General features: G+C 55.1%; 17 protein-coding genes. 3 read left to right on the forward strand and 14 right to left on the reverse strand.

Annotation, left to right across the window (positions count from 1 at the left end; all coding sequences use genetic code 11):
• Positions 1-41: 41 nt before the first annotated feature.
• Positions 42-725: a response regulator transcription factor gene (locus DZC51_RS06525; protein ID WP_157294569.1), complete on the reverse strand. Its 684-nt coding sequence runs from the start codon at positions 723-725 to the stop codon at positions 42-44.
• A gap of 303 nt (positions 726-1028) precedes the next feature.
• On the opposite strand from DZC51_RS06525, the gene DZC51_RS06530 reads away from it, so the two are divergent.
• On the forward strand, positions 1029-1427 hold the full coding sequence (locus DZC51_RS06530; protein WP_157294570.1) for a DoxX family protein: 399 nt from the start codon (positions 1029-1031) through the stop codon (positions 1425-1427).
• Between the two features lie 347 nt (positions 1428-1774).
• Here DZC51_RS06530 and DZC51_RS06535 read toward each other — a convergent pair whose 3' ends face one another.
• The 8 genes from DZC51_RS06535 to DZC51_RS06570 form a co-directional block, all read right to left on the reverse strand.
• Positions 1775-2344: a class D sortase gene (locus tag DZC51_RS06535; RefSeq protein WP_157294571.1), complete on the reverse strand. Its 570-nt coding sequence runs from the start codon at positions 2342-2344 to the stop codon at positions 1775-1777.
• Positions 2345-2385: 41 nt separating this feature from the next.
• Positions 2386-4752, reverse strand: coding sequence for an Ig-like domain-containing protein (locus DZC51_RS06540; RefSeq protein WP_157294572.1), 2367 nt, complete (start codon positions 4750-4752; stop codon positions 2386-2388).
• A 210-nt stretch (positions 4753-4962) separates the two neighbouring features.
• Positions 4963-5538, reverse strand: coding sequence for a PepSY domain-containing protein (locus DZC51_RS06545; RefSeq protein WP_198304074.1), 576 nt, complete (start codon positions 5536-5538; stop codon positions 4963-4965).
• A gap of 91 nt (positions 5539-5629) precedes the next feature.
• Entirely contained in the window at positions 5630-5974 is a 345-nt protein-coding gene (locus DZC51_RS06550; RefSeq protein WP_157294574.1) for a DUF6176 family protein, read from the reverse strand.
• Between the two features lie 65 nt (positions 5975-6039).
• Positions 6040-6738 carry a PepSY domain-containing protein gene (locus DZC51_RS06555; RefSeq protein WP_157294575.1) on the reverse strand — a complete coding sequence of 233 codons (699 nt, stop codon included), beginning with the start codon at positions 6736-6738 and terminating at the stop codon, positions 6040-6042.
• 69 nt (positions 6739-6807) lie between these two features.
• Positions 6808-7230, reverse strand: coding sequence for a VOC family protein (locus DZC51_RS06560; protein ID WP_157294576.1), 423 nt, complete (start codon positions 7228-7230; stop codon positions 6808-6810).
• A 21-nt stretch (positions 7231-7251) separates the two neighbouring features.
• A complete protein-coding gene (locus tag DZC51_RS06565) occupies positions 7252-8598 on the reverse strand; it encodes a sensor histidine kinase (RefSeq protein ID WP_157294577.1) in 1347 nt (448 codons plus the stop codon).
• Positions 8595-9287 carry a response regulator transcription factor gene (locus tag DZC51_RS06570; protein ID WP_157294578.1) on the reverse strand — a complete coding sequence of 231 codons (693 nt, stop codon included), beginning with the start codon at positions 9285-9287 and terminating at the stop codon, positions 8595-8597. The genes DZC51_RS06565 and DZC51_RS06570 overlap by 4 nt, the downstream gene beginning before the upstream one ends.
• 187 nt (positions 9288-9474) lie before the next feature.
• Between DZC51_RS06570 and DZC51_RS06575 the strand changes: the two genes are divergently transcribed.
• Entirely contained in the window at positions 9475-10209 is a 735-nt protein-coding gene (locus DZC51_RS06575; RefSeq protein WP_157294579.1) for an MBL fold metallo-hydrolase, read from the forward strand.
• Between the two features lie 146 nt (positions 10210-10355).
• Positions 10356-10691, forward strand: coding sequence for a zinc ribbon domain-containing protein YjdM (locus tag DZC51_RS06580; RefSeq protein WP_157294580.1), 336 nt, complete (start codon positions 10356-10358; stop codon positions 10689-10691).
• 143 nt (positions 10692-10834) lie between these two features.
• Here DZC51_RS06580 and DZC51_RS06585 read toward each other — a convergent pair whose 3' ends face one another.
• The 5 genes from DZC51_RS06585 to DZC51_RS06605 all read right to left on the reverse strand — a co-directional run bounded on the left by DZC51_RS06585 (position 10835) and on the right by DZC51_RS06605 (position 16948).
• Positions 10835-11788 (reverse strand): nuclease-related domain-containing protein, encoded by a 954-nt coding sequence (locus DZC51_RS06585; RefSeq protein WP_157294581.1) that lies wholly within the window; start codon positions 11786-11788, stop codon positions 10835-10837.
• A gap of 233 nt (positions 11789-12021) precedes the next feature.
• Positions 12022-13437 (reverse strand): amino acid permease, encoded by a 1416-nt coding sequence (locus tag DZC51_RS06590; RefSeq protein WP_157294582.1) that lies wholly within the window; start codon positions 13435-13437, stop codon positions 12022-12024.
• A gap of 169 nt (positions 13438-13606) precedes the next feature.
• Entirely contained in the window at positions 13607-14374 is a 768-nt protein-coding gene (locus DZC51_RS06595; protein ID WP_157294583.1) for a dimethylarginine dimethylaminohydrolase family protein, read from the reverse strand.
• Between the two features lie 13 nt (positions 14375-14387).
• A complete protein-coding gene (locus tag DZC51_RS06600) occupies positions 14388-16076 on the reverse strand; it encodes a M20/M25/M40 family metallo-hydrolase (protein WP_370513678.1) in 1689 nt (562 codons plus the stop codon).
• A complete protein-coding gene (locus DZC51_RS06605; RefSeq protein WP_157294584.1) occupies positions 16073-16948 on the reverse strand; it encodes a dimethylarginine dimethylaminohydrolase family protein in 876 nt (291 codons plus the stop codon). Before DZC51_RS06605 ends, DZC51_RS06600 begins: the two co-directional genes overlap by 4 nt.
• Between the last annotated feature and the right edge of the window lie 32 nt (positions 16949-16980).

The following is a 16980-nucleotide window of genomic DNA, read 5'->3' on the forward strand; positions in this document are numbered from 1 at the left end:
CGAATGACGAAACCGGGCCTCTTCGCCCGCTCATCCCCACTCTATTCCTCCACCGCCACATATCCCATGCCCTTTTTCGTCACGATCTTCTCTCCAAGGCCGATTTCCTCAAGCTTATTCCGCAGCCGGTTGATGTTCACCGTCAGGGTATTATCATTCACGAACCGCTCGTCGTCCCAGAGCTTCCGTATGAGCTCATCGCGCGTCACGATTTCATTGCGTGACTCCACGAGAACGGCGAGGATGAAGAATTCGTTCTTCGTCAGCTCCACGTCGGTGCCGCCGGAGCGGATGATGCCCCGCTTCAGGTCAAGCACCGCTCCGTTCCACTCCACAATGTCCGGCTTTTCTTCTGCATAGGCATATGTGCGCCGGAGGATCGCCTGGAGCTTGGCCAGGAGAACATCCGAATTAAACGGCTTCTGGATAAAGTCGTCCCCGCCCATCGACATAGCCATTACCTGATCCATCGGGTGGTCGCGCGACGATAAAAAGACGATCGGCACGTTCGATTCCGATCGGATTTCCCGGCACCAGTGGTATCCGTCAAATGCAGGCAGTCCGATGTCGAGAATCACGAGATGCGGACCGGCCGCCCGGAACGATTCCATCACACCGTGGAAATCGTCGGGCCCGGTGACCGTCAAGCCCCACTGCCCGAGCTTTTCAGACAGCGACCGGAAAATCGCTTCGTCGTCCTCCACCAAAAACACCGTAAACTCCATCGCGCAGTCCTCCCTTTTCCATCAGTTTACCGGAAAACTCCGGAAAATTTGAATAAACATGAATAACTCTCAGACAAACGGGTACCATATGAGCAACCCCACTTCTCTATTTCCCCCTTTTAGAGAATGCAGGTCCTGGCCCGCCGGCGATGTCGGCGGGCATTTTTTGTGTTCGATAAAAAGAAGTAATGTTGCCACTTCTCTTTCTTTTATCCAAAGGCTTGCCAAGCAAAGAGGAATAGATTACACTTCAATACACAGTTATATTAAGTAACTTAAAAACAAAAGGAGAGTTGTTTAGATATGAACAAGAACGATATCGCAAAAGTCATTTTGAGGGTCATCCTCGGTTTTACTTTCTTCATTCACGGACTGGTTAAGTTCCAGGGGGGCATTGCCAATACTGCAGGATACTTTGACAGCCTCGGCATCCCGGGATTCATGGCATATGTCGTTGCCACTATTGAGCTTTTGGGCGGTTTGGCCATGATTCTTGGGATCGGAACAAAAATTGTCGGCATTCTTTTCGCCATCATCATGGTCGGTGCCATCTTTACCGCAAAGCTTTCGCTCGGCTTCCTGGGCGATGGACAGATGGCGGGCTACGAACTGGATCTGATCCTGCTTGCAGCTTCCCTGTACTTTGTGCTCGCCGACCGTTCGGTTCTGTCGATTGACCATAAACTTGCCCAAAAAGGATAATTGTACGATTACTTTTCCTATTAACCGGGTACACTATTTCCAACCCCACTTCTCTATTTCCCCCTTTAGAGAAAGCAGGTCCTGGCCCGCCGGCGATGTCGGCGGGAATTTTTTTATGGAAAGACGTGCGGAACCCCTTCTCCCCCGGGCGGGACGAAAACCATCAGGAAATTTGCTTCTTTATGATTAAAATCCGACGGACCGGGTATCCTATGACCAGCCCCACTTCTCTATTTCCCCCTTTTAGAGAATGCAGGTTTTTGATCCGCCCGGTTGTCGGCGGATCTTTTTTATGCAAAAAGAACCCTCCATCCAGAATCGGATGGAGGGTTCTGCGCATTGAACCATCAGTTTGCCGGGTAAGCGTAAAAGACGAATCGTTCCGGAGCGGCACCCAGTGCATCAAACGGGTAGCATGTCGAGACAACGAGGACTTCCTCGCCCATGCTCCGGATGACGGTCGTGTCATCCGCATCGACAATCTCAGTGTCACGGATCACATATTCGTGCCCGCCGTAAGGCATCTGGACGATGAAAGTATCACCGATCTCAAGCTCCGCAAACCTTTTGAACACCGTATCGCGGTGCCCTGCCAGCAGAATCTGTTCACCCTGCCCGGGGAAAACCGATTCCGACAAGTGGCCCACGCCCTTCATAAGAGCATCCGGATCCGTCCCTTCCACGATCGGCAATTCCTTGCCCAGTTTCGGCACTTGGAGAATACCGATCGCCTCCCCCGTTGAAGCAGCGAAATCCATTGCGCTCCCGTTTGCTTCTGTTGATTGGTTTTGTTCAAGCCGTTCCTTCGCTTCCACGAGTGACTGCTCCTGTGCTTTTGAGTGACTGAAATAGGACCAGCCTGCAAACAAAAGCGCTGCCGCGCCGATGACGATCAGGATGTTGCTGATCCATTTCATCTGTCCTTCTCCCTTCTAATGCCGGGTATCTTCCGAAAGCATTACTGCACGTTTCTTCCCTTGCGTGAAAAACGTCTCATCAGCAGGCCTGCGAGGAGCACGCCGCCTCCTGCCAGTCCCAATGCACCGGTCGCTGTAGCGGTCTTCGGAAGCTTTTGGCCGGAACTGCTGCCGCTTGTACCGCTCGTCCCCTTCGTACCGGACTCTGCCTTGTGGTCCGAGCCTGTACCGGAAGTTTCTGCTTTTTCAACGGTCACTTGAACCGGCTCGCTCAACTTGCCATCCGCATTCGCCTGGCGGAATTCGAGCACAGTGCCCGCAGTAAACGGATTTTCCAGCTTCATGCTGAACTTGCCGTCTTCATCTACTTCCGCTTTACCGATTTCCTCGTTATCCAAATACCCAAGAACGGTATGACCCGGCAGACCTTTGCCCGTCACTGTCCGGTCTTTATCGGTAATCCGTTGGACTGTAGGCTTCTGCACGACCGCATCTCCGGCTTTCTGAACAGTCACTTGTACAGTGTCACTATACTGGCCGTCTTCAGAAACTTGGAGCAGTTCCACTACCGTTCCTGCCTGAAGAGGTTCTGCAAGTTCAATGACAAAACGGCCATCTTCATCCACATCCGCAACACCGATCAGTTCCTCTCCGACTCCTGCGAGAACAACATTGCCTGCGCCTGCAGCACCGGTAATGCCAAGGTCGTCGTCATCGATCGGGTCCACTGTCGGCGCGTCGAGTGACATTTCTGCCTTCAGAACCGTTTTGAAAGTGAAGTCACTGTACTCTTCCGCTTCATTCACCTGGATAAAGCCGACTTCCGTTCCTGCCTCCAGAGGCGCTTCCAACTCCATCAGGAAAGAGCCATCTTCCATTACCTCAGCAATACCGACCAGATCCTCTTCGGTAACTGCTGCGACCAAATTACCCGGACCGGCTGTTCCCGTAACGACATAGTCAATATCGTAGATATCATCGACCACAGGCAGTTCGAGCGTCGGTTCAAAATCCCCGCCATCCGGAGCCGGAAGGACTTCTACATACACGGACTCACTTCTTTGTCCGTCTTCTGTTTGCTGGTAAAACTCAATGACTTCCCCTGGCTCCAAAGGCCTTTGCAGCTCCATTCCAAAGAAGCCGTTGTTTTCAATAATGATCTCGTCTGCAAAATAAACAAATGGCGGCTCAACAACCGCGTGGCCGATATGGTCGCCTCCTTCTGACCTTGCAAAGACGGTCGCCCCGACCAATCCTTCGCCAAAAGCAAACTGATCGCCTCCGAACAAGTAGATGCTGGATGGCCCTTTAGGAATTTTCACCGGATCAGATTCTTCTCCAAAGTCTGCTTCGGCCTTTATCTCCGAATGCTTCAATTCTTGTTCATTTGGCTTAACATTTGTCAGTGCCGCCTGGATGATCACCGTATTATCGGCTCGGACAGGCTTTTCTATCCTCAAGGTTGTCTCGGCATGTATTGAGTTCACCTTCGGCAATCCTTCAAGGCTGGTTGTCCATTTTGAATCTTTCTCTTCAATACCAGTACGGAATTCTTCAATCAGCTTGTTCAGCTCGGCTTTTCCGGGCTCAATGATTTCAGAGATAATCTCATCAATCAGAAGGTTGGAATCTGTGATAGGTGCAGCAGCCTCTTCCGGATCCTGCTGTTCTTTTTCACTCACGGCAAGGCCTTCCATGCTCGACCGAACTCCTTCAACGGAATCCAAAACAACCTTCTCAATCTCGCTTTCCAAGTGGGTGTACAGGCCTATAAAATCATCCGATCCTTTCGAGTCTTCCATAAAATTAGCAATGAACGCTCCCGATATCTCCTCATCAAAAGATATCTCTACATCTCCCTCAAATACCGGAAGGGATGCGAGTTTTTCATTGGGGTCTTCAAGTTGTGTGACAGCCGCTTCGATGGCCGGCATTCCTTCGACTGCTATCACATCTGAAACTTTCATGTTGCCGGTATCCTCAATGTCCGATGCAAGCTTCATTTCCAGCTGTCCGATGACGTCTCCAACCTTGTCTCTAATCGGCTTCAGTTCACTTTCTAATTCCGTTAACTGGGACATTGCAATCGAAGATGGCTCGATCGTCGTGGTCACCGTCCCATGTTCTTGCCACTTGTCCGAGAGAAAAGGAGCATAAAAAACAACTGCTTGTGCAGATCCTTCATTGTCATTCGCCGGTCCTGCAAGGCTCAAATCAAGTTTGTAATGATCTCCCTCGTCGCGTACATTTGCCGTCAGCTGCAAGGCGCTTTCAGGTTGTTCCGCAAATGTCCGGGCCGGAGCTGCTCCAAACGGAATGGTGCTGAATACAAGTGCCGCTGCAATGCCTGCAGTGGCGATAGTCTTTCTGATCGGATTTCCTCTTTTTTTACGGTTAAGCGGGTTCATGCGTACGCTTCCTTTCCATCCGGTAATGGGTTGATAGAGACCGGCGATGCGCACGTCCGCTAAAAAGTCGGTAGGGCAATCTTCCCGGTTTGAGCTATTGAATTCGACCTATCATAATGGAATCCCTTCAAGTATTTTCCCTTTAAAAATATATATTTCCTACACGAAAAAGTGACCGTTGCCCAAACCGGCAGCGGTCACTCAATTTTATCAGTCTTCGTCTTTTTCAAAGTCGATGATGTTGCCGTTTTCTGCGTCAATGTCGACCTCGTATTCGAACTTGTCATCACGGAGTTCCACTTCATAGTTCCAGCGGCCGTCGTCTTCATCGAGTTCAGCTTCAATGACTTCAGCTCCAGAGCCGGCCTTGCCTTTTGCGATCTTGATCGCTTCATTCTCCGAAATCAGGTTGTCCGGTGCCGCTTGGCGGTCGTCGTCATCACGGTCGTCTTGGTCATCATCCTGGTCATCCTGTTCGGTCTTCAAGACCTTCCCGGATTTCGCATCAATCTTGACCTCTACTTCGCCTGACTCGCCGCGGATTTCGAACTCATACTCTTGATCGTCACGATCCAGTTCCATCTCGCGGACTTCCCCGCCGCCAGCCGCTTCTAGCGCGATCGACTGTGCCTCATCCTCCGAAATCCAATCCGATGCAACCTGCTTTACTTTCGCCGCAGCCGTTTCGACCGGCGCGAGTTTCCCTGTGTCTTCTGCAAAAGCCGCCATGCCTCCGATTGTCAGAACCCCTGCTGCGACCGGTGCAATAAACCAACGTTTTTTCATTTTAATTTCCTCCTCGTTTGTTGTTGTCTTTATCATATCCGTGCCGGATTAAGGGACACTGAGGAGAAGATTAGAGATTGATGAGAATGAATTAATTCATTGCCTTGCGGATCTTTTCAGGGATCATCACGACTTCCGGCTTCAGGTCGACTGGGTGGAAATTCCGGTCGATGCACGCATCCCAATACTCCAGGTGCTTCTTGTCGATCCAGTGGTCCGACTCCTCGACCGCCTGTCCGCCCTCGCCTTGGACTGAGAACCAGTACAAATACTCTTCTCCGCCGTGGGTCTCGCGGAAAATGGTCTCCACATACATTTTCTCGCCCTCCAGCGTGACGAGCACATCCTCCAAATGCTCATTCAGAAACGCCAGCCATTCATCCACCATCTTTGACATTCCGGGCTTCACCCGGAATCGTGTCAGTTCTGTGTTCATGTAGGTTCCCCCTTCTCCTATGTAAGAAGGGCCGGGGATCGCCCGGCCCTAGTGGTTCGTTTATTTTAGTCGTCCCAAGCTATGGTCAGGATCTCTCCGGTGATGGCGTGGATCTGGATGTCGGCTTCCCGGTCATCTGCTGTTTCGACCTGGACCATGTAGTAGCCGCCGTCCTGGGTTTCCTCGAAGTCAATGTCGTCATCCGCTTCACCCGGGATTTCTTTGACAGCGATGGCCGCTGCCTCACTCGGAGTGATCCGGACGGACTGCTTAGGTGCTTCTTTCTGGTCCTGTGGTTCGGCCGGTTCTTTTTCCTTCACGGATTCCTTTATCTGCTCTCCGGTGACCGCATCGTACTCTGCTTCAGTCGTTCGGGTTTCGTCTTCGACGGTTGCCTTGTAGACATTGCCCTCCAGAGTAAGCGCCGACGGTTCGGATCCGTATTGCTCCGTGATTTCCGCTTTCATGTCCGCTTCCGGAATCGGTTCGACACTTTTCTTACTCTCCAGTGAAATGATTGCGCCACCGTCGCTGTCGACGACTGCTTCGAAGACGCCGTCGATACGCTCGAGCGTGACCCGATAGAGGTCGCCGTCCCGCACGATTTCCCGCACTTCTCCGCCGTACATATTCATCAGCTTTTGCTCGACATCGTCCGCTGCCATCGCCTCCCCGCCACCGCGGGTTGCAATGAAGGCCACGACAATCACGATCAGTGCGGCTGCGCCGATTGCCGCGGGCCATAGCCATTTTCGGTTATCCATGCTGAACGGCTCCCTCCTTTTCTCTCATTATAGAAGGTGAAAATTAAAAAACGCTGAGAAGCCTGACGTTTATTCCGTCACGGTGTTGATCTGCCAGAGGATGCCGAAACGATCCTTGACCTGGCCGTAGGCGGGACTCCAGAACGTTTCCTGAACCTCCATGATCACTTCGCCGCCTTCCGACAGAAGGCCGAATACGTCACGGGTCCTATCCGGGTCGGTCAGGGAAAGGGCGATTGACAGGTGATCGCCGACGGTATGCGGGTCGCCGGGGTTTGTATCGGAAATCATGAAGTCGGTGCTGCCGACTTTCAGATGGGCATTCAGCACCCGGTCCTTCATTTCTTCCGGCAACTCTTCACCCGGCTGTGACGGCATGTCACCGAAGGTCTTTACATCAAGCACTTCCGCCTGGAGTGCCTTTTCATAGAAGCGGACCGCTTCCTGTCCGTTGCCGTTCGTGACGAGATACGGGTACATCGATTTAATCATGTTCATCTCTCCTTTTAGGGTTCATGATTGCCGATTTGACGGGAAGCTGATTCTGAATACCGTACCAATGCCGACGACGCTTTCCACACTTAGTTCCGCCCCGAGTCCGTCCGCGATTTCCTTGGCCAGTGCGAGGCCAAGGCCGGTGCCGCCTGTTTTCCGGTTCCGGTCGCTGTCGACCCGGTAAAAGCGGTCGAACAGATGCGGAAGGTCCGCCTCCGGAATGCCCGGGCCGTGGTCGGCGACGGAAAGTTCAATGAGGCCTTCTTTTTCTTCCAGTATGAGCCTGACCGCGCCGTCACTGTACTTTCGTGCATTGTCCAGCAGGATAAAAAGCAGTTGCCGCAGCTTGTCCGGGTCGGTTTCGGCAAGAAGCTTGTCCGGTCCCTCGATGGCAAATTCCTGGCCGTAAGCCTGGCGCATCGGGCGGACCGTCTCTTCGGAGATGCCGCGGATATCGGCCTGCCTGAAGTTATAGGCAGCCGACTGATCGGATCGCGCGAGGTCCAGGAGCTGGGCCGTCAGGTCTTTCATACGGACGGCCTGCGACAAAATGGCATCGACGGCTTCATTCGCGATGTTCCGGTCATCAAACCCGCGGCGCTTCAGCAATCTGGAGTAGCTTTCAATGACAGTGATCGGCGTCTTCAGCTCATGGGAGGCGTCGGAGACGAACCGTTCCTGCTTTTCATAGTTCCGGCCAAGCTGGTCCATCATGTCGTTGTAGGCAAGGGTCATTTCGTGCAGCTCGTCCTTGCCGCGGGTTTCGTCGATCTTTTCATAGGTCCCCTTTTCACGGTTGTCCCTCATCGTGCCGGTCAGTTCATTGATTGGCCTGGTGACGATGCGTCCGAGGGCGACGCTCGAGGCGATGACCGGGATCATCGCTGCGGCAGTGAGGCCGATCAGGATCAGCCGGAGGGTGGACAGCTGACCTGCGATATCATCCGCCAGTTGGGTGATGCGGAGTTCGGCCACTTCACCGCCTGTGCCGATAAACGGCATGGCAACTGTCACGGCAGGTACACCTTCCACATCAGTGATCGTGTATGGTCCGTTGCCGTCCGGGTCAGTTCCGAAGCCGCGCAGCCGCTTGTCGCTGTAAACCTCTGTGATGACCCGCCCATCCGTTCCGACGATCAGCAGCGCGCCGTCCGGCGGCATGTAGGCCCGGATGACCATGTTCCTGTTCTGGGCAGCGGTTTCCTGCAGCGCCGAGGTCAGCTCCTCGCTTCTTGCCATCAGCTGATCCGCCTGCCGTTCGTACATCATTTTCTCGAACAGGAAGTAAATGCCGATGCTGAGACCGGCCAGAATGAAGAACATGAGGAGCGTCGTGAATACGTGAATCCTCGTCTTCAGCTTCATTTCGGCGCTTCCTTCAGCACGTAACCGACGCCGCGGACCGTATGGATGAGCCCCTCGCCGATCTTCTTGCGTACGTATCGGACATAGACATCCACGACGTTCGTATCACCGTAGTAGTCAAAGCCCCACACCGCATCCAACAGTTGCTCACGCTCGAACACACGGTTCGGATGTTTCAGTAAATACAGCAACAGGTCGTATTCGCGCGGGGTCAGGTCGATGGAACGCCCGTCACGGGTAACGTCGCGCGTCTCTTCGTTCATGGTGAGTCCGGCGAACGAATGGATGTGTTCAGGCGTCTCCTCTTTCGGTGCTGCCAGCGCCTTCGCTACACGCAGTGTTGCCCGGATGCGCGCCAGAAGCTCCTCGATCTCGAATGGCTTCGTGACGTAGTCGTTCGCCCCGAGATCGAGACCCGCCACCTTGTCCTCCACCTCATTCTTTGCCGTCAGCAAAATGACCGGTACCGCCTTGTCACTCGCACGGATGCGGCGCAGCACATCAAGCCCGGACAAACCCGGAAGCATCAGATCGAGCAGTACGAGATCCCATCCGCCCCCGCGGAACTTGATGAGCCCCTCGTCACCCGCATGCGCCACCCCGGCCTCGTAGCCCTCAAACTCCAGCTCGAGTTGCAGCACCCGCGCGATATTCTCCTCGTCCTCCACAATCAGGATCCGTTCTGCCATGCCGTCCGCCTCCTTCTCTTTCTACCTACAACTATGATTGGGAAGGATTTCGGCGTCAAGGGCGGAGGGTCTCACGGCCTGCAGGCAGCACAGAGCGTGCGGCGCACGGCTTTTCTTCCCCAAAAGGGTTCACCGTCCGTGCCGGTGGTACACTGTTGGTAACGAGTTTTTAAAGGAGGGGTTTTGGATGAAAGTGATTCCTGTCGGGATCTGGGGCGGTTATCCAAAGGCGGAGTCGGCGACGTCGTCGTTCCTGATCGAGCATGAGGGGTTCCGGGTGCTGTTCGACTGCGGGAGCGGGGTGCTGGCGCAGGTGCAGAAATACGTGTCGCTTGATGAGATTGATGCGGTCGTGATCAGCCATTATCACGCGGATCATGTGGCGGATGTTGGGAGCCTCCAATATCATCATCTGATTGCGTACTACACGGGACGGCCGCTCCGGAAGCTGACGTTTTACGGTCATGACCGGGATGCGGACGGGTTCTCGAAGCTGACGTATAAGGAAGTTGCCGAGGGCCATGCGGTGGCGCCGGGCGAGACGTATGAGATCGGGCCATTTTCGGTGACGTTTGCCGAGACGGTGCACCCGGTGTACTGCCTGGCGGCGCGGTTTGAGGCCGATGGCAAGGCAGCCGTGTTCACAGCGGATACCGAATTCCACGCGCCGCTCGCGGAGTTCGCGTCGGGGGCGGATCTGCTCGTGAGCGAGGCGAATCTGTATGAGGAATACAAGGGCAAGTCGCCAGGGCACATGGCGGGCAGCGAGGCCGGCGAGCTTGCGCGTTTGGCCGGTGCGAAGCGGCTTTTGTTGACGCACCTGCCCCAGGACGGCGATGTACAGCTGATCTTGTCCGCGGCGCAGGAGGCATTCGGCGGGAGTGCGCGGCTGGCGGAAGCGGGAGAAGTTATTGAGATATGAATGAGAAAAGGGTTCCGCCGGGGATGGCGAAACCCTTTTCTTTGTAGGTCTAATTTGCTATTTCGGGCTAATCATATAGAATGTTGTAGTTGGTGCTGCAGACATTTATCTTAATTTTCAACATGTGTTAAGGAGGATAAACGATCATGGCTGTTTTGCCGAATTGCCCCAAATGCCAGTCGGAGTATACTTACGAGGACCGTAATGTATTCGTATGTCCTGAATGTGCAAATGAGTGGACACATGAAGATGTAGAAAAAAGTGAGGAAAACGTTGTAAAAGACGTCCACGGAAATATTTTGAAAGATGGAGATACGGTGACCGTCATTAAAGATTTAAAAGTGAAGGGCAGTTCATCAGTCCTCAAAATCGGTACGAAAGTAAAAGGGATTCGTATCGTTGACGGTGATCACAATATTGATTGCAAGATCGATGGATTTGGTGCCATGCAACTGAAATCTGAATTTGTAAAAAAGGCCTAATCATGGTCTCGTATTCCCCTACGGAATACGAGACCATTTTTCGCACACAGGTGATGAAGGAGGGCCCTAATCTTCAAACTCGGCCTGCTTTATTTCAAACTCACTAAAAGGACAAGGGGGTTCGCTGCGGCGAACCTCCTTTCCTAATACGGCCGGCGCGTCAGGGGCATTGTGTAGTCCCAGACATAACAGGTCGCCCGGCCCTTTCCTTCTTTTTTCAGTGGATAGAATTGAAGCAGGCGGGAGGCGGCGCCCGGGCTTTTCATGCCGAATAGCTCCCGGACCTGTCTGTTCACGAGCGTCCGGCTCCTTAGGGTGAACCAGTCTTCCAATGTGCGGGCGAAGGGGTCGGCGGTCTTCCAGTTGCAGGCCGGGCAATACCAGGTCCGTTCGCTTTTGCGTGCAAGACGGCCATCGCATGGCTCACAGAGCGGGGCCCACTCAACCTCTTCGGCAGGGATGCCGAACCGCCCGATCAGCGGGAAAGCGATATAAGGTCTGTTATGGCGGCGAATGTAGGCGGCAAGTTCCCAGAGCTCCCGCTCGCTCATTCCCCTCTCTTTCCCTCTTCCGGCCAGATGTTTGCGGATTTCACGGAGGCTGAAGATGCGTCCATTGGCTGGAGGTTTCTCGATGATCGCGCTTCCCGTCATGATGACAGCGCCATCTGCCCTGAATGGTATACCGTGCAAGTGAAACCAGACCTGCAGGTTGGCGATTTCGTCCTGCAACTGCAGCATGGGACAGTCGTAGCGGTCAGTGATGCTTCCATGTTCGTCCACCTTGTCCAGCCTCTTGGGGTGTTCCTCAAACCGGAGCCTTCCGGCCATGTTCTTGGCTTCGTAAATAACCGCTCCCGAGGGCAGAAGGATCAGGACATCGAGCTGGACGTATTGCCCCGGCGTGACTTCCAGGCTGACGTCCCAAAGTACGGGCCAAGGGAGTTCCAATCGCCGGATATAATTCAAAACCTTTTCTTCTCCCGCAATTCCGGCCTGGATGGAATTCATTTTCCCCTTGATCTCTGCGTAAGACCGGTGGCGGCTGCCCACACGGACGAGCAGCCGTTCATGCGCCTTCCCTTTAAGAATCTTCATCGACTCGTTTCCCAACCGATCCGCCCCTTCCTTTTTCCGAACCATACCATAACCGGGTGTCCGCCGGAAGACAACTCGGCATCTTTGAATTTTGAGGCGTTTTTGCATGTCAAAATTGAAAAATGCCCCGGCTGGCGGGGCATTCATATTAGCGTATTTAGACGGGTTTGAAGATTCGTGTCCTGAGTTTGAAGATTACCGCCCCGAGTTTGAAGATTAGCACACTCACGCTATCATTCTACCGTCGCCGGCGGTTCGGGCACGACTTTCTTCCCACGCATTTCCTTGACCTTGTAGAAAACCATGCAGGCGATGAAGAAGCCGACGCCGTAGATGAGGCCGATGCGCTGGGTCGGATCGACGAACAGGAATCCGAGGATGAGCAGGCAGAAGGCGATGCAGAACAGCGGCAGGAACGGATAGAGCGGTGCCTTGAATTTCAGGTCCTCGATACGGCCGCCGTCACGCACATATTTTCTGCGGAACATGAACTGGCTGGCGGCGATGCCCATCCAGGAGATCGTGACAGAGATGCCGGCGATCGACATCAGCAGGACAAAGACGGCGTCGGCTTCCATGAAGCTAGTCAGGAGCGACAGGAGCGAGAAGACCATCGTGAAGAGCAGCGCGTTCAGCGGGACTTTGCGCTTGGTCAGCTTGCGGAACAAGCCCGGTGCCATGCCTTCGCCTGACATCGACCAGAGCAGGCGCGTTGATGCATAGAGGCACGAGTTGCCGACGGACAGGATGGCCGTCAGGATGATGAAGTTCATGATGTCCGCGGCGAACGGCACGCCGGCGATGGTCATGAGCGTGACGAACGGGCTTTCAAGCAAGCCGAGTTCGGACGCCGGGAAGATCGAAGACAAAATGACGATGGATGCGATGTAGAATAGGATGATGCGGACCAGGATCGTGCGGATTGCGCGCGGGATGTTCTTTTCCGGGTTTTCCGTCTCCCCGGCCGCAACCCCGACCAGTTCTGAGCCCTGATAGGAGAAGATGACGTTCATCATCGTCACAAAGACGATGGCGATCCCCGCCGGGAACAGGCCGGTCGGCGCAAGGTTGGACAGCCCCGGTGTCGGCCGGTCGGCGAGCGGCACCGCTCCGAAGATGGCCAGCGCGCCGATGATGATAAACGCGATGACCGCAAGCACCTTGATGCCGGCGAACCAGAACTCCGCCTCCGCGAAGCCCCGTGTCGAGAGTGCATTCAGCCCGAACAGAAGCAGCATGAAGACCGCGCACCAGATCCAGACCGGCACATCCGGATACCAGTGCTGCATGAGGATCCCGGCTGCGGTAAACTCGACGCCCGCGGTCGCGGCTGATCCGACAAAGTACATCCAGCCAAGCGAGAATCCGGCGGAAGGACTGATGAATTTTGTGGCGTACGTCTGAAAGGATCCGGTGACCGGCATATGAGTCGCCAGTTCTCCGAGGCAGGTCATGACCATGTACAGGATGAGCCCTCCGACGAGATAACCGAGAATGGCGCCTCCCGGACCGGCCTGGTTGATCGTATAACCGGCGTTCAGAAACAGCCCCGTCCCGATGACACCGCCCAGGCTCAGCATCAGCAAGTGCCGGCTCTTCATGGAGCGGTTCAGTTCCTGTGGAGGCAGCAGCGTTTGTGGATCGTTCATCATTTCCCCCTGTCCGGCGATTCCGTACCCCTTCAGCCGGAAACCGCCTGTTTTGTTGTGAATCCGCTTACAGCAATGGCTAATGGTGGCAATTTTCAGTCACTATCACTATCGGAAATGGGAGGACCCGGACGCGCGACGGCGGTCGGTTCCTCCCCATTTCTCTTAATCAAAACCTCAGCGACAGACAGCTGAGTCCCCCGTCCTGCTTTTGGACTTCGCTCATGTCGAGTTCCAGGGTCCGGTAACCTGCTTCTTCGATCTTGCGCTTCGTTTCCGGGTAGCCGGACGGGATGATGACGGTGTCGTTGACCTTGATGCAGTTGGCGGAGTATTCGTCTTCCTTGCTGATGACGATCCGGTTGTAGTCTGCAAATGCCGGGTGGTCGATGAACTCTCCGGCGACGACCATGTTGTTGTTGCCGAGGTAGGCAATTCCCGTCTTCAGATGGAAGAATTCCTTGAGCGGAAGGATATCCGCCTTGTATCCTTCTTTCTCTACGATCTCTTTGAGCTGGCGGGCGCCTTCTTCATTGGTGCGCTCGGACAGGCCGATGTAAAAGTGGTCGTCTGCCTGGAGCACATCGCCGCCGTCGAGATAACCCGGCGCTTCGATATGGTAGAACTTGTCGTAGAAGTTCTTCAGGGCCTCTTCGATCGCATCCTTTTCCCCATTTCGGGATTCCGCGCCCGGATTGGCGATCACGGCGAATTCCGGCGTCAGGACAGCAGGGTCCTCGACGAATACGGAGTCGGGGTACTGCTCGTCTGCCTGAAGTTCGGTTGCTTCGACTCCGCAGCTTTTCAGCGCTTCGACGTAGGCTTTGTGCTGTTCGACGACCTTCTCATAGTCCGGCTTGCCGAGGTCGGAGGTTGTCAGCCCGTCCACATAGCTTCTGGCGGGCGCTTTGACGATGACGTTCTGGAATCGGGACATGGAGATCTTCCTTTCAGGATGATTGGTTGTATTGGGTTGCGGCATGTTCACTTCTTTCAATAAACAGCTTTCGGATCAGCGTCTCCAGCATGATCGGCAGACGGCGGAAGGCGCTGTCGGTGTGGAGGCGTTCCGTGCGCTGATGGGCGTCGCGGCCCAGCGGTCCGACGTTCAATACGGGAGCGTTCAGTTTCCGCATGTCTTCAAACGGGATGCTGTACGTGTCCCCCCAGACCGGGGTGTTGCGTTCGTAGGCGGTCCAGCCCGCGTTGCCGTCACGGTAGTTCACATAGCTCAGGTCACAGATGCCGTTGAAGTAGTGGACCTGCTCCAGTTCGGTGCCGAGCGTCCGTGCGGTGTCCTGCATGAGCGAGACCGCATCCCGGATCAGCTGGTCCTCCGTGGAATTGACCGCCGGGTAGTATGGCGGCGCGTACAGGAGGACAATCGCCGGTGACAGCTCCTGGCATTCGATCATGAGCCGGTCGGCGACGGCGAAGCTCTGCGCCCGCTCGTCCGGACCGGCCAGGGCAATTGCTTTTTCCTTCAGCTTGCGGACCTCTTCCGCGCCAAGTTTGTCTTCCGCATGAGTCAGGATCTGCTCGTAGCGGTACACCTTCACGTCACCGACGCCGCTTACGCCGTTGCGGCGGCACAGTGCCCTATAGGCCGAGTTGCACGCGGATGCAGCTTCCCCGGCAACCTTTTCGAATGTCTCCATGACGTCCGCCGCCGTGCGTTTGAATAGGAAGACATTATAGAGCGCGGCCGCGCGGTACGGTGTCTGGGTGGAGTACTGGTCCTTCAGGTCCCGCTGGTACAACGAAACCGGGAGCGGTGTCTTCTCGCCATACACGCTCTCCTCGAACAGGTCGCTGAATTCCATCTGCTGCGTCATATAGGAAGCGATATAGTTTGCGGTCAGGCCCTGGAGCGGTTCCCCGACATGGGTTTCCTTTCCATAGAACAGGGCAGCCGGCATGATCTTGCCAATCGTTCCGGAGTAGATATACTCCTTTGTGTCGCCCGGTTCCTGCGTGAAGGACGGCTCCCCGTTCAGGAACAGGCTGAATGTGAGCCCTTCCTTCTCGGCGATTTCAAGCAAGGCGCCTACCGCAATCCTCATTCCCGCGGAGTTCACTTCCTCATCCGGTACGGTCAGGAGAAGAAGGTTGACCGGCCAATCTTCGTCGATTGCCTGCTCAAGCAGCGAAAGATGGGCGGTCAGGCCCGCCTTCATGTCCATCGTGCCTCTGCCGAACAGGTACTCACCCGACTCCAGGTCGGCGCGCGCTTCCGCGTGGAGCGTGTCCTTGACGTCGTGGAGCTTGGCCGTCAGTTCCTCCGGCAAAGTCGAAAGCGCCTGGAGGGCCCCGTATTCCTCGGTCTGGACCGTGTCAAAATGGCTGATCAGCACGATCGTATCCGTCGCATCCGGATGCTTGTAAAGTGCCGTCACCGTCTGGCGGCCAAGGCCCGCATCGTGAAGAGCGACCCGTTCCGGATGCTGCTGGAAGTGAGGCATTTCGCGGAGTTTCGTCTCTAGCCGCTGTGCAAACAGCCGCTCTCCTTCCGTCAGCGTCCGGCTGTCCCAGCTGACCAATTCACAGAGAAGCGCGCGGCGTGCTTCAGGTGTGCTCCATCGGCGTCCCATCGGCTGTTCCCCCTTGTTCATCTGTTTTTGTTCGTATGCCAGAGTCATGTCGTTCTCACCACCGGGCAGGTCAGGCAAGTCGGCCCGCCGGTTCCTTTATAAGAGATTTCATCGCCTTTGTATTCATACACGGTTGCACCGGCTTCCTCGAGGCCCGCTTTCGTCACGGGATTGCCCGCCGGAATGACCACTTTGCGCGGTGCCAGCGCGAGGACGTTGCAACCGAGATTGTCGTATTCGTCCTGAGGCACTTCGACCAGCCGGACCCCGTTTCCAATGAGGCGCTGACGAAGGAATACCGGCATGAGCGGGGAATGGACGACGGCCAGATCCTTGTCGACGATGCTCAGGAAGGACATGAGGTGCAGGCACTCCGCCTCCCCGCTGTCATGAGGCAGCTGCACTTCGATGAACTCGTCTACGAAAGGTGCTGTCATTTCCCTCAGCTGCCTGATGGCTTCATCATTTGTCCGGTAACCCCTGCCGACCGCAATCGTCCGGTTGTCGAGCCAGACGATGTCTCCGCCGTCGGAAACCGCGTCTCCCTCCAGTTCTCCGATTACAGGGATGCCTTTTTCTTCGAGAAACTTCTTATAGACCTGTGCTTCCGGCTGGCGGAGGGCCTTGCCAGATTTCAGGATGATCGCGCCGGCCGGCGTGAACTTCACCGGGTCGTGCGCATAAAGCGAATCGAGGCCCGTCTCCTCTGCCTCCGGAAGAAAGTCGATCTCTTCGACATGCTCTTTCAGGATATCGAGGAACGCCTCATATTCCCGGAGCGCTTCCCCGTAATCAGGGACCTCGGCGTAGTTAAAGCGCTTCCAGTTTTCATCAAGATGCTTCTGGCTTTTGAATGCTTCCTGCGGCCGCTTGACGATCACGCGTCGGAGCGGCTCATGCATGGATGACAGATAAACCATATTGATCAAGCTCCTTTTTCCGTTGAACGGAA

Origin of the sequence: Bhargavaea sp. CC-171006 (assembly GCF_009761675.1) — a bacterium.
GTDB lineage: Bacteria > Bacillota > Bacilli > Bacillales_A > Planococcaceae > Bhargavaea > Bhargavaea changchunensis.